This is a genomic window from Mesorhizobium sp. M0923 (genome assembly GCF_040319365.1).
In the GTDB taxonomy this organism is placed as follows: Bacteria; Pseudomonadota; Alphaproteobacteria; order Rhizobiales; family Rhizobiaceae; genus Mesorhizobium.
Genome location: NZ_JAMYNW010000034.1, coordinates 32790 through 45410, shown reverse-complemented (window position 1 = coordinate 45410; position 12621 = coordinate 32790). Strand labels below are relative to the sequence as shown.

Below are 12621 nucleotides of genomic sequence, written 5' to 3'. Positions count from 1 at the left end.
TGCACCCGACCGATCCGGCCCAAGGCCAAGGATTGAAAGACACGATCCGCGTCGCCGGAGAGATGGGCATTCGCACCGTCTGCACCATGAGCGGTCTGCCGGCAGGCAGCGCTGGCGACAGCATGCCGAACTGGGTCGTCTCGTCCTGGCCGCCGGAAACGCAGACCATCCTTAGATATCAGTGGGAAGATAAGCTGATACCCTTCTGGACCGAGATCGCGGCGCTGGCGAAGGAAAACGGCGTCGATCGCATCGCGCTCGAGCTCCATGGCAATCAGTGCGTATACAACGTGCCCTCGCTCCTGAAACTGCGGGAAGCGGTCGGACCTGTCCTAGGCGCCAATCTGGACCCCTCGCACCTGTTTTGGATGGGCGCTGACCCCCTTGCTGCCGCCGACGCGCTAGGCGAGGCCATCTATCACGTTCACGCCAAGGATACGATGCTCAACCGGCCCGTTCAGGCAACGACCTCGCTGCTTGAGAATGGCAGCCTGATGAACATTCCGGCACGGTCCTGGAGCTACATCACGCTCGGGTTCGGCCATGGCGAGGAGCGGTGGCGACAGTTCTGCTATCGACTCAGGATGGCGGGCTATGACGGCTGGCTTTCCATCGAGCACGAAGACGTACTTCTGAATTCGCTGGAGGGGCTCGAAAAGTCCGTCGCGCTGCTCCAGGGCCTGATGCCGTCCGCTCCCGCAGACTTCAAACCGCAAGATATCTGAGGAGAGACTAAATGCCCTGGGTTGACGCTTGTGCCGCTGACGAAATCGAAGCCGAGGAAGCCAAGCGCTTCGAGGAAGGCGGCCGTACCTTCGCCATCTTCCGCAACGACGCGGATGAATACTATTGTACAGACGGGCTTTGCACGCATGAGAAGATCCACCTCGCGGACGGTCTCGTCATGGGTAATACGGTGGAGTGCCCCAAGCACGCTTCCGTTTTCGACTTCACGACTGGCGAAGTAGAGACGCCCCCTGCCTGCGAGAACCTCAAAACTTACAAGACGAAGGTCGAGAACGGCCGCGTCATGGTCGAGGTTTGAGCCGTTATGAGCCAACCCTTCCAGTTGGCCGCCTGCGCCGAGATGCTTTGGCTTGATCGTCCGATGACTTGGCGCGTCGCACGTCTGCATGAGATGGGTTTCGGCGTCGGATTGTGGAATTGGCCGGACCATGACCTCGCAGCGCTCGAGAAGTCGGGGGCGACCTTCACTATTATGAACGGCTACCTCGAAGGAAGGCTCGCCGACGACGAGGGCGCCGACATGCTCTTGAAGTCCGCCCTAGAGACCGCAAGAGTCGGAAAGCGCCTCGGGATTGCCAGGCTCAACCTGCACGGCACCGGTCTCGGCGAAGGCGGCATTCCTATTGTGAAGTCTGAGGTCGAGACCGGCCCCATGTGGCTGAAGGCGCGGGATACGTTGAACCGCATCTGTGACATGGCCGAGGCCGAAGATGTCGTCTTCACGTTTGAAAACCTGAACCTGCTTGACCACCCGGGCTGCCCCTTCGGCTCGACGGCAGCGGTGCTGGCGTTGGTGTCATCTATCAATAGACCCCAACTGCGGATCAACCTCGACCTTTATCACACTCAGATCGGCGAGGGCGATATCGTGCGCTGGTGTCAGAAATGCCTGCCCTTCATCGGCGAGGTGCAGGTGGCCGATAATCCGGGTCGTTGCGAGCCGGGGACAGGCGAGATGAACTGGCCCAACATCGCGAGAGCTCTGTTCGACATGGGGTATCGCGGGCCGGTGGGTCTGGAAGCCTTTGCCCAAAACGATCCTGAGGCAGCGCTGGTCGCTTTCCGGCGAGCTTTTACGGTGTGAGCCATGCGGGGATGCTCATCGGCGCGACGCGGGGCGGGCGCCATGATCAAGGGCGGCAAGCTGTCCGACCATGCTTTCCGATCCGAGCGCCGCTCGCAGATTCCTTTCAAGTTCACCTGACCTGCAGTGGAGGCTGATTATGGGCATGTATCACAACCGTCCTCATGTCGAGGATATCCGAAAGATGAAGAGGAACGGACAGAAGATATCCATGCTCTTCGTCAGCACGCCCGACGAGGCAGCCGCCGCTGCCGCGGCAGGCATTCACATGCTCTCCATCGAGGGCCGATACTTTGACCAGGAAATGCGACAGGCAGCCGGCGACTGTTTCGTTCAGGTCGGTCTGCCTTACGGCGGCTGGGGCAGCTTTGCTGGCCGTCCGCTCGCTACGGCAGAGGACTATCTGCGTGCGGCTTTCCACTTTGCTGGCATTGGCGGCGACGCCTTCTACTGCTCCGCGTCCTACGACATCCAGAAGGCGCTCTGCGACAACCACCTCCCTGTCGTCGGGCATATCGGCCTGATCCCTTCGTACATCACCTGGACCGGTTGGCGCGCAGTCGGAAAGAGCGCGGAAGAAGCGATACGCCTCTGGCGGCACACCCAGAAACTCGAGGAGATCGGTGTCTTCGGGGCGGAACTGGAAGTCGTGCCCGACCGGGTGGCGAAATTCCTGACCGAAAACTCGTCACTGGTCATGCTTGGCATGGGCGCCGGCGAGCATGCAGATGCGCAATACCTCTTCACAGAGGATGTCTGCGGCTATGGCAAGAACCATAAGCCTCGGCACGGAAAGGTTTACCGGAACCTCGGCCCTGAGCTGCAGAAGATCCAAGACGAGCGCGTGGCGGCGTTCAGGGAATACAAAGCCGACGTCGATTCCGGGCGGTACCCCGGTTACGAGCACACAGTTCCGATTGGGGACGCTGACTTCGATAGCTTCATGCGAGCAGCCAAAGGGTGACAACCATGCGTGCGGGGCTATCCGATTGCTCAGGAGCGGGTGTCAGGCAAGTCGAAGTCCGCAACACGAAGGCGCCAACGCTTGCTGAACTCAAAATGCTGATTGCCAAGAGGGAGCTGATCCTTCCGGCGAAGTTGGAAACTCTCGCTCGCGTGATGTTTGCAGAGCCAGACTGCGTTGCCTTCGAAAATTCCGCCTCGATCGCTCGCCGGTGCAACGTGTCAACGACAACCTTATCTCGCCTCGCTCCGCGCCTTGGCTTCAGGTCTTTTAAAGAAATGCAGAACTGCTTCCGAAATCACATCCTTGATCGAAAGGCCCAGCGCAAGCCGAGCTGATAACTCGGCTACATCGATCACTCAGAAGTCAGACCCGCGCCTTGAGCAAGCCCGCGGCCCAAAGTTCAGCTTTCTAGCCCGGCGTACCCAGAAGCTGACTTTCCGCTTAGGCCCAATTTCAGTGATCCCGATTAGAGGCCAGTGGGGCCGTTCTTGAGAGCAATATATCGTTTCGGCGAGCGGCGATTGCCGATATCTCCGTCGCTCAGCAGGTTCGTCAAAGGGTGCAGTGGCGCGAAATCGACGCTGCATTGTGGGGCAGGGAAGGCGCATGTCTTGCCCCAATCAATGCCGTTGCGCGATAATTGGCATTCTGCTCACTACCCGTCACACCGCGATAGAGTCGGTGGCAGGGGAAACTCGTAAGCCACTGACTTTGGAGAGAATTTGGATCGAGGCGTAGAACATTGTGATCCAGCATGCCGTGGGGTGTCGAGCGGGATTGTTATGAGCCACCCGCGCCACTCCATATCTATCTGATAGTTAACGTGAAAATTGGGATAGCGAAGTTAGTGAGGGCGGTTTCTGGGGTGCGTAGGGAGCTCTATTCGACGAGGTTCACGATTGCTCATGTTCCTTCCCGTTGAGTCGATTTGTCGCGCGGCACTTAACAGTTTGCTGATTTGCCCATTGGTTTAGGTCGGCCACGGGATAGACGATGGACTTTCCAATCTTCACGAACGCTGGCCCGACGCGCATTGCTCGCCAGTTGGCCAATGTCCCGGTCGAGATAGCGCCGCGAAAACGTTCGCTCACTTCCTCCGGTGTCAGATAAAGTGGTTCCGTCATCTTCTACCTCAAACCAAGTCTCGGTTGGGATGATCGGGTCCGCGAATGATGAACGGAGACGACCTCCTACGCTCGGGGTCGACAAGGCAATCTTCATTGAGAACATCAGTCGATACCGGGGCGTCACGCATCTCTACGGCGACTTCGCGCAAGACTAAAAGGGGGTTCTGACCACGGTAGGACCATCTCGGGCTGCCGGCTAGAAAAAGGCCGGAAGGAAGCGCGATCATTAGTCTGATGCTCCGGGCAGGATCAACCAGCAGGGCCCTCCGAAGGCAGAGGTCACAGGTTCGAATCCTGTCGGGTGCGCCAAGGTTTTCAATCACTTACGTCCTTTTCACGGGCTGACCTCTGGGCCGTCCCACACTGCCTTCCCACATAAACGGCTTTTGGCAAGTTGGAAACGTCAGGGGCGTGGCTCCGGCGAGCGAAGATCGGCACCTGCGGGGAACGGGAACCAAAGAGGTGACGGTTCGTTCACTTGTTTCGGTTATTTCGGACATTGCGATTGTTGATTCGCGGTGCTATATCCGTTGAACACAGGGAAGACGACCATGACAACGCTGCTCGAACGACCGATATTGCCTTCGGCCGACGACGCCGAATTGGCTGCGCAGGCCAGCCGCCACCTTTCTAGAGCCAAACACGAGGGCGCTGAATTGCGCGTTCAAGTGGATGGAGGAGAGATGCTGCGCCTTCCTAAGGCAGTGAATGATCTTCTCTATCATTTGCTGACCGAAATGGCGCAGGGTAACGCCGTTACCCTGTTCCCAATCCATGCCGAACTGACGACACAGGAAGCCGCTGACTATCTGAACGTGTCACGTCCTTATCTTGTTCGACTTCTCGAGGAGGGCAAGGTGAAGTTCCACATGGTAGGAACTCATCGTCGAGTTAAGTTCCGTGATTTAGATGCGTTCCGCAAGTCAACTGAGGAAGAGCGTCAGCGTGTAATGGACGAACTAGCTGCCCAAGCGCAAGACTTGGGGATGGGCTATTAGGAAGTCCAGTTACACCGTCATTCTTGACGCCTGCGCACTGTACCCAGCCCCGCTGCGAGACTTCCTCATGGAGCTCGCAGCGGGAGGGCTGTTCCGTGCGAAATGGACCGAGCGCATTCATGACGAATGGATTCGTAACGTCCTTAATGACCGCAAGGACCTTAAGCCAGAGCAGTTGTTGCGGACGAAGCAGCTGATGAATCAGGCTGTACCTGACTGCTCGGTCGAAGGCTACGAGGATCTGATCGAAGGCCTGAAGCTCCCAGACGGTGATGACAGACATGTTCTTGCAGCCGCCATCCACACGGCTTGCGACGCCATCATCACTTTCAATCTAAAAGACTTTCCGCGAGACTACCTAGCGAAGTTCCAGCTAGAGCTCCTGCATCCGGACGAATTTCTGTTCCATCAGTTCGGGCTGAACACAGCTGCGGTCGTTGTGGCGGCGCAACGCTGTCGCGCGCGCTTGAAAAACCCTCCTAGGACGGCAGAGGAATACCTCGACACCCTCGAACGGCAAGGGCTCACCAAAACCGTGGCCGAACTCCGACACTACGCCGCCGTCATTTAGTCGCAGCCGTTCGCACTCGGCACATTAACACAGCGTCTCGCATGCCACGCCGTCGCTATCGCGGTCCAACTTTCCACCCCAGGAGCAGTTGCTAAGATACCATTGGGCCTCGTCGCACGAACTGATCTGCTTGCACGTTCGCCGCGGCTCGCATGAGTAACCGTTCTGCGCGACCAACTTGCGGCTGACGAGGCCAAGCGGCTGGCTGGGCGTCGCCCTATCGGCGTGCGCCGCCCGCCACTCCCAGGGCGCCTGAAACGTTCCGACCCACAGACCGACCTTCGCCGCCTTTGCCTTTGCTTGCTGCTCCGCGTACGCGCCGTGGCTGTAGCGCGGCCAATCCAGCGCCTGGCCGTTCTCGACCATCCATGAGGCGACACTGGAGCCGTCCGCCCGCCAGCAATCGCCGACAAAGCGGCCGTAGCGGTCCCAAGTGACGAAACTGCATTGCACCGGCCTCGAGGCGGCCAGGAACGTGTCCAGCGCGTTAGCGGCCCGTCGCCCGCAGGAATACTCAGAACCGTTCGCGTCGTTGCAGTACTGCCGGCTCTCGGGCGCATCGATGCCGTTGAAGCGGATGCGCTGGCCGTGGATCTCGATCGTATCGCCATCGATGACAGACGCGACACCGGCGATCGGCGCCGGCTTTGATCCGATCCAGTTTGATACGTTGAGCTCGGGCACAGGATCGCTATGCTGCATGACGAACTGCGTCACGTAGGCTGCCATCGCCGCCAAGGCCACGAACACGAGCCGCTTCGGAACGCCAGCCAGTTGGCGCACGCGCCCCGGCTTACGCCACTGGTCGGTTCGACCATTATAGCGAGACTTGCCCAACCCCTGTCTCCTCTTGAGGGGCAGAGTGCTTCTAATTGACGGCCAAGTCTAGAGCCGACGGCGGTCGGGTTCTTGGCCGGCGCACCGCACTGACCCAGGAACGCCACCGCTTCTCTGATCGTTGACTGCTTTTATTGAGCCGCGGTCATGCCATCTACCTCGATCCGCAAAACGGAATATGATCCCGGCAGCAAAACCCTCTCGGTGTGGTTCGTAGCCAGCGGAAAAGGGTACGTATTCGAGGACGTCCCACCGGAAACTTACGCCGCGTTCCGAGCTGCATTCGCCAAGGGCCGCTACTTCAACGACCATATCCGCAATCACTTCCGTTACCGAGATCGGTATGGCATCCGATCTGCCCGCGTCTCCTCCCTCCAGAGACGCGGGCTTTGAGGTTCGCGGAACCGAAACGTTCAAAGTTTATTGAATCGGGTTGGTGTGGCGTGGAGTTTGTATGAACGGGGCGAGGCTGGCGTTTATCCGTCCGATGGAGCCCAAGCTGGTCGCAAAGCCACCCGAGGGTGAACACTGGATTCACGAGATCAAGCTCGATGGCTACCGAACCCAGATCATCTTAAACAGCCCTGACGATATTCGCGCCTTCAGCAGCAGCGGAGCGGATTGGACGAGGAAATACACCGGCATCATCGAGGCGGCGCGGGATCTCGACGTCAAGAGCGCGATCTTTGAGGGCGAGGCGGTCGTCACGGGCGTGAATGGCCTGCCCGATTTCGACGCACTACAGAAAGCCGTACACAGCGATCGCTACGCCACGATCCTCGGCGCCTTCGACATCATGCATCTTGACGGCCACGATCTGCGCGACGTTGGCTGCAAGGCGCGCCGGGAAATTTTATTTGGCATCATCAAGCCGAACAGCCGCATCCAGTTCAGCGAGGCTCTACCCGGTGATGCCAAGTCGATTTTCTACCTCGCTGACCAGGCTGGCCTTGAAGGGATCGTCTCCAAGCGCGCCGACAGCCCGTATCGGAGTGGCCCGACGTTGAATTGGCTGAAGACCAAGAGCTGGACGGTCGAGGAATTCGAACTGCTCGGCGTCGAGCGCGAGCCGGGCAAGGCGGCGTTCGCCTTGCTCGCGCATCCCGACACCGGAAAGTATGTCGGTTCAGCCTTCATCTCGTTGGGGCGCGACATGAAGGAGCGGCTGTGGAAGCGGGTCAAGGAACATGCCGGCCCACCTCCGGGCGGCATCAAGAAGCGACCGGCGACGCTGTGGGTTGAGCCAGGCGTGAAGCTACGGATCAAGCATCTTCGTGGCGAGCACAGGTATATACGCCACGCTTCGCTGCTTGGCTTCGGCGACGATCCGGAGCGTCCGGGGAGATAAGGGCTCGCCTGCCAAATCCAGCAATGGCCGGCGGGCCCCCATCAGCGCAATGAAGGGACTTTTCTTGCTCCGATTTCTCCTTTCGGAGATGACGCTACCAACTATGAATGGGATGCGGCAGTTCCCGACGCCGCCCGTGCACCGGACCATTGAGCAGTCAGGTCAGACTTGGGTCCCGATGATCGGAGCGACGGTGCTGGGGCGCACCTCAATTGGGGCAGCGGGTCAGTCGCTCGACCGTCTCAATAATCGCCTTTGCCAGCGCCTCGCCCTCATGCACCGGCAGCGGTCCATAGAGCGTTGACCGCCTGCTCGCTCGGCAGCACGCCGGCGGGGCAGGTTAGCTCGATCGCTATGCGAACGAGCTGCAGGCCGGTTCTTTCGCGTGCTTGGCTTTTGCCCGCGAATGCGGGACTGTCCTGATCGTCGGCTTGTTCCAATCGAACCACCTGCTAGTTACTCCGATCTCATCCCGCTTCTTGGAAAACGGGTTCGCACCCGACGTGATGGGGGGTAAGATGCGGTTTTCGGAGGAATTGATGCATTACACACTCCATGCTGCGCCAGGCTCTTGCTCTTTTGCACCTCACATCGTCATGGAGGAGATTGGAAGGCCCTATTCGCTGGCGTTGATGTCGCCAGGCCATCCCGAAGCCAAGACCGACGAATTTCACCGCTTAAACCCGAAAGGGCGAATCCCTGTTCTCATTGCCGACAATTTCACTCTCACTGAAGCGCCGGCAATCTTATTTCACCTGGGCCTGACGAATCCAGACGCGCGGCTCCTGGGAGCGGATGCAGAAAACATCATCCGTTCCATCGAATGGTTTAACTGGCTATCGAGTGCGGTTCACGCGGTCGCCGTCCGAATGATCTGGCGCGCCGACTTTTTCTTACCGGATCAATCGATGTACGAGCCCTTGATTCATAAAGGAAAGGAGCACTTGGCTTCTGCGTTTGCCCTTATAGAATCCAAGTTGACGGACCGAGATTGGGCCGTAGGAGAGTCCTATTCAATTGTTGATCCGTATTTGCTCGTATTCTACAGGTGGGGAAATCGTATGGCCGTTGACATGCGAAATACCTACCCAGCTTGGACCTCTCATGCACGTCGGTTGGAGGAGCGAGCGGCTGTGCAACGAGCCTTAACGCAAGAGGGAATATCCCTCTGGGAGTAGCTGTCGCGTTGCCGAATCCAAAAATTCACAAGACCATCGATCCTACGCGGTCGTGCTTAAATGTCTGGTAGCGTTGTTTAGCGGGAAACCAACGCTACGGCCTCATAAATGTAGTTCTCGTCCATCGTCAGGATACTGGCGCTGCGGTGGCGATCGTCAAGGCCGGCCAGCACGCATCATCGCGCGCGCGATGGCGAGCTGCGCCTCGACTTTGGCGTTTTCCTTCTGCGTCATGTTGTCGGCCGCGATCAGCCGCCGAAGCGACCGCATGATTTCGCCGCGCGTCCAACCTGCTTCGAGCATGCAATCAATGATCGCCTGAAAGCCTGGCTCCATCGCCTCCTGGCAATCGATCTCGCGGTCGGCATATTCGCCCTGTCGTCTCGGCGGCGTGATCATGCTCGCTCCCTAGAGATACGCTTCGCCGTCCGCACCATGTTCAAAACAGAACCAGTGCGACGGCTGTTTGGGCTTGGCGAAGCACCATCCTGCATCCTTGCCACAGTCGGGACGCTCGCACCTATGGTGCTGAATGCCAGGCCGCGTGACGGGCTCTATTGCGCCGGGAAGGCGGATCAGGTCGTCGCTCATCGGTAGTTTCTCGGCTTAGGTTGGTTCGAAAGATTCCATCGCCGGTCTTGACGATCAAGGAAATGTTCCTTTTCTGTTCTCATGGCGCACGATCCGATCGACACGCTGGGCAAGGCGACCCGACACAATATGCTCGTCAAGGCCGAATGCAGCTGCGGCAATGTCCGCTACTGCCGCTCGGCCGATCTCATGATGGTCTATGGCGGCGGCGCCGATCCGCTGAAGCTCAAATTCGACTGCAGCCGCTGCAAGCCAACAGTGAAGATCACCTTGCTCGAGATTCACCCCGAGCATCTGCCGAAGCGCCTGATGATCCACAAGCCGATGAAGATTGACGGCAAGATCGTCTGGCATACGGAACGGTTTAGGGCATGACTAGCGATGCTGACCTGAATGGGTTGGCCGGCGCCGCTGGGATTGGGGCCTGACAGGCGACCGGCTAGACAAAGATAAGCGACGTCCCGCCATTAGCGGACGCGCTGGCCGCGATGCGCGCCTGAATACGCGCCCAATCCGCATCAAGGACTGTCTGCGGATCACGACCTGAAACTTCCAGGTTCTCCACCCAGCCACGATAGAGCTTCATTTGGTTTGCTGCTGTTACCTGCGCAGGCACAAAGGCAAGTAGCGCGCCGGGAGTGATGCCGAACTGGGGCCTCTTTGCCGAGAAGTCTCCAGTGTTTGCAATTCCAACCGCGCCAGTGGCTATCTTGGAACCAAGCGCCGACTTGACGCGTAAGCCACGCCCGGCAGCATTTCGCCAGAACGCCAGTTGGCACATCTGGCCAAAAATTGTGCTGTCGGCAGTGACACCCAGCGAGTCGATAGTGCCCGCACCGCATGTGCGGATCGCTGGGGTCGACGTCGACCGCGCTGACGACCACGCGACGGTTCTTCTTAAGAAGCCAGTCAAAGGTGGTGTGCCCATTGCCTTAGCTATGGCGCCGATGCCAAAAGACCAACCGATCATTACGATTTCCGGCTATCAGGATATTGCGAGGAAGGAGATAGACAACCGAGACGCCGTGGTCCAAGCCTGTGCCGTCCGCGACGTTGAATTTTCGCAAGGTGATTGGAATAGGCCGACGGTTTACCATTCCGATTGCGACTTGCACCCAGGCATGTCGGGAGGAGCAGTTATCGTCAAGTCCGAAAGTGGCTTGAACGCCGTGGCTTTGATGATCGAAAGCGGATTGGAGAAATTGAACGGACTTGACTACGATCTTCGGACTGGAAGTTACGGGTCCATGACCGGCCTGGATAACACGTTCCTTTCCGACATCATGGATTTGCGCAAGGCCACTCCGAAGAAAAAGGGAGTGGTCTGGAGCCACTCTCCAGCAAACCGGCCTCCATCGGCGGGGGCCCAATGTGTGACCCGCAGCAAGTTGATCACGCATACCGCGACGGGCAGCTTTCTGTCGTTGCATTTTCACCGATTGCGCAACGTCCATCCAATGCACACTGTCAGGCAGCTACAGACTGGCTCGGAGGCTGTTCGATCGATTTGATGACAGTTTTACCCTGGCGGTCGGGGAAACCAACACGCGCAAGTTCTACGGCGTGAACTCGGAGATGGAGGAGTACGATCAGTTTCGGTGCGAGGCAGTGGGCACTACTCCACCCGCCGAGCAAAGCAAGGGTGTGCATGCGGAGCAAACCGAGGCTCAGCCGGCCGAGCCAAGCAAGGTTACGCCGAAAAAGGTCAAGACCGTGACTATCAGGACCGGCGAATGTGCAAACAAACAGAATTGCGTTTCCAATAACTCCACGCCCGGAACGTCGAACAGCAAGTAATGTGTTCGAAGCGAATTAGAGTGTGCTATGGGATTTCATGCTCTTGGTTGCAAAGACAGCCAATTGGGCACTCGTTCCCTAGCGATTGTGCACGAGACGATCTCGCTGGTGAAAGTGATAGGCGGAAAAACAGGTTCCGAAACGCTAACCACTTGCGGTCGCATTAGTATGGCTTGGTCGTGGAACGCAAAGGCTGACCCGATTTCGTCCCGCGATGCGGTACAGTTAGAGATCAAGCAAAACGTCGCCATGTGGGCGGCTGCAGCACGCTAGGATGTAGCCTGCCGATTGATCCTCCAAGGTCAGCCCGCCTAGGTCATCCATGACGACTTCGCCGGACAGCTTGGCGATCCGGCACGTACCGCAAATTCCCTGCTGGCAGGCGGTGGGGATGTGGACGCCACATTGGCGCGCCGCTTCCAGCAGGGTCTCTCCGGGCGCACAGTGATGCGCAATGCCGGAGCGGGCGAAGCGGACCGAAGACGAAATCTTTGAAGCCAGTTCCGAACGCGAACCGTTGCCGCCTCCGAAGCTCTCCTCATGAAACTGTGAAGGGGCGAGGCCGATTGCCTCCAGGCACCGGCGTGCCGCCTTCATGTAGGATTCCGGCCCACAGGCGAAAACGGTCCGGCTGTGAAGATCGGGAACCAGATTCAGGAGCATTTGACTGCTAATGCGTCCAGTTGGACCCGTCCAGGCTGGGTCTTCCTGACGGCAAATGCAAGTCACTTGAACATTGGGAAAGCGAGCGGCAAGTGCGTCCAGTTCGAGCCGAAAGATGATGTCGTCCGGCGTTTTCGCACTGTGAATGAAGTGGATATCCTGGGCGGCTGCGCGGTCGGTAAGTGCCCGCAACATAGACATGACGGGAGTTATCCCGCTGCCACCTGAAAGGAAGAGGGACTTTCCATGCGGCAGATCGTCGAGATTGAACGAGCCGAGCGGCCCTTCGATCTCGATCGCATCGCCCGGCATCAAATTGTCATGGAGCCAATTCGAAACGAGCCCGCCCGGCGTCCGTTTCACGGTAATCTGAAGGTCGAGCGGTCGCGTCGGTGGTGACGAAACAGAGTAGGAGCGCGTCACCGCGGCACCGTCGATCCTCAGGTGCACCAGAACATACTGGCCAGCGCTGAAGCAGAAGATTCGATCTGAAGCGGGTGTGAGAACGAATGTTTTCACATCGTGCGTTTCGTCGATCACGCGCCGGCAGTGCACAAGCTGCGGTGTGGTCTGTGCCCACTGCCGGTGACGCTTTGTTGGGACGAAGCCGGAGGCTGCAAAGGCCGCGTATGCATTCATCATTCAACTCAGGTTTGGAGTCGAGCCAAGATGCCATTTCAAACCCCGCTGAACAGCCGCGCAATCCTGCCTTT

At 58.4% G+C, this 12621-nt stretch carries 17 protein-coding genes; 11 read left to right on the top strand and 6 right to left on the bottom strand.

Translation table 11 applies throughout. The features are described 5' to 3' along the window. The 4 genes from NKH89_RS33445 to NKH89_RS33430 all read left to right on the top strand — a co-directional run. Positions 1-725, top strand: a 725-nt coding sequence (locus NKH89_RS33445; RefSeq protein ID WP_352911538.1) for a sugar phosphate isomerase/epimerase family protein, incomplete at its 5' end; no start/stop codon positions are given. Positions 726-736: 11 nt separating this feature from the next. Continuing rightward, the gene (locus NKH89_RS33440) at positions 737-1045 is read left to right on the top strand and encodes a MocE family 2Fe-2S type ferredoxin (protein WP_352790324.1); all 309 of its coding nucleotides are present in this window, start codon (positions 737-739) and stop codon (positions 1043-1045) included. A gap of 6 nt (positions 1046-1051) precedes the next feature. Further along, a complete protein-coding gene (locus tag NKH89_RS33435) occupies positions 1052-1831 on the top strand; it encodes a TIM barrel protein (protein ID WP_352790327.1) in 780 nt (259 codons plus the stop codon). Positions 1832-1970: 139 nt separating this feature from the next. Beyond that, positions 1971-2795: a 3-methyl-2-oxobutanoate hydroxymethyltransferase gene (locus NKH89_RS33430; protein WP_352790330.1), complete on the top strand. Its 825-nt coding sequence runs from the start codon at positions 1971-1973 to the stop codon at positions 2793-2795. Positions 2796-3691: 896 nt separating this feature from the next. Here the strand turns inward: NKH89_RS33430 and NKH89_RS33425 are convergent. Then, positions 3692-3922 carry a helix-turn-helix domain-containing protein gene (locus tag NKH89_RS33425; RefSeq protein WP_095521422.1) on the bottom strand — a complete coding sequence of 77 codons (231 nt, stop codon included), beginning with the start codon at positions 3920-3922 and terminating at the stop codon, positions 3692-3694. Between the two features lie 554 nt (positions 3923-4476). Between NKH89_RS33425 and NKH89_RS33420 the strand changes: the two genes are divergently transcribed. Further along, positions 4477-4923 carry a helix-turn-helix domain-containing protein gene (locus tag NKH89_RS33420; RefSeq protein ID WP_352496483.1) on the top strand — a complete coding sequence of 149 codons (447 nt, stop codon included), beginning with the start codon at positions 4477-4479 and terminating at the stop codon, positions 4921-4923. Continuing rightward, positions 4889-5494 (top strand): PIN domain-containing protein, encoded by a 606-nt coding sequence (locus NKH89_RS33415; protein WP_352516125.1) that lies wholly within the window; start codon positions 4889-4891, stop codon positions 5492-5494. The genes NKH89_RS33420 and NKH89_RS33415 overlap by 35 nt, the downstream gene beginning before the upstream one ends. Before the next feature lie 24 nt (positions 5495-5518). On the opposite strand, the gene NKH89_RS33410 is transcribed toward NKH89_RS33415, so the two are convergent. After that, positions 5519-6331, bottom strand: coding sequence for a thermonuclease family protein (locus NKH89_RS33410; RefSeq protein WP_352590882.1), 813 nt, complete (start codon positions 6329-6331; stop codon positions 5519-5521). Between the two features lie 147 nt (positions 6332-6478). Here NKH89_RS33410 and NKH89_RS33405 point away from each other — a divergent pair, with 147 nt between their 5' ends. The 3 genes from NKH89_RS33405 to NKH89_RS33395 all read left to right on the top strand — a co-directional run bounded on the left by NKH89_RS33405 (position 6479) and on the right by NKH89_RS33395 (position 8857). Continuing rightward, positions 6479-6724 (top strand): KTSC domain-containing protein, encoded by a 246-nt coding sequence (locus NKH89_RS33405; protein ID WP_352496485.1) that lies wholly within the window; start codon positions 6479-6481, stop codon positions 6722-6724. A 61-nt stretch (positions 6725-6785) separates the two neighbouring features. Then, positions 6786-7679 (top strand): ATP-dependent DNA ligase, encoded by an 894-nt coding sequence (locus NKH89_RS33400; protein ID WP_352790333.1) that lies wholly within the window; start codon positions 6786-6788, stop codon positions 7677-7679. Positions 7680-8218: 539 nt separating this feature from the next. Continuing rightward, positions 8219-8857, top strand: coding sequence for a glutathione S-transferase family protein (locus NKH89_RS33395; protein WP_352911531.1), 639 nt, complete (start codon positions 8219-8221; stop codon positions 8855-8857). A 156-nt stretch (positions 8858-9013) separates the two neighbouring features. Here NKH89_RS33395 and NKH89_RS33390 read toward each other — a convergent pair whose 3' ends face one another. After that, complete coding sequence (locus NKH89_RS33390; protein ID WP_352590887.1) at positions 9014-9256, bottom strand: hypothetical protein; 243 nt, start codon at positions 9254-9256, stop codon at positions 9014-9016. Positions 9257-9265: 9 nt separating this feature from the next. Next, positions 9266-9448 carry a hypothetical protein gene (locus NKH89_RS33385; protein WP_352496489.1) on the bottom strand — a complete coding sequence of 61 codons (183 nt, stop codon included), beginning with the start codon at positions 9446-9448 and terminating at the stop codon, positions 9266-9268. Between the two features lie 81 nt (positions 9449-9529). Between NKH89_RS33385 and NKH89_RS33380 the strand changes: the two genes are divergently transcribed. Beyond that, on the top strand, positions 9530-9823 hold the full coding sequence (locus NKH89_RS33380) for a hypothetical protein (protein ID WP_352496490.1): 294 nt from the start codon (positions 9530-9532) through the stop codon (positions 9821-9823). Positions 9824-9887: 64 nt separating this feature from the next. Here the strand turns inward: NKH89_RS33380 and NKH89_RS33375 are convergent, their stop codons facing one another. After that, positions 9888-10034 (bottom strand): hypothetical protein, encoded by a 147-nt coding sequence (locus tag NKH89_RS33375; protein ID WP_352496491.1) that lies wholly within the window; start codon positions 10032-10034, stop codon positions 9888-9890. A gap of 55 nt (positions 10035-10089) precedes the next feature. Between NKH89_RS33375 and NKH89_RS33370 the strand changes: the two genes are divergently transcribed. Then, complete coding sequence (locus NKH89_RS33370; protein WP_352790336.1) at positions 10090-10959, top strand: S1 family serine peptidase; 870 nt, start codon at positions 10090-10092, stop codon at positions 10957-10959. A 511-nt stretch (positions 10960-11470) separates the two neighbouring features. Here the strand turns inward: NKH89_RS33370 and NKH89_RS33365 are convergent. Beyond that, positions 11471-12550: an FAD-binding oxidoreductase gene (locus NKH89_RS33365; RefSeq protein ID WP_352790339.1), complete on the bottom strand. Its 1080-nt coding sequence runs from the start codon at positions 12548-12550 to the stop codon at positions 11471-11473. Positions 12551-12621 lie beyond the last annotated feature (71 nt).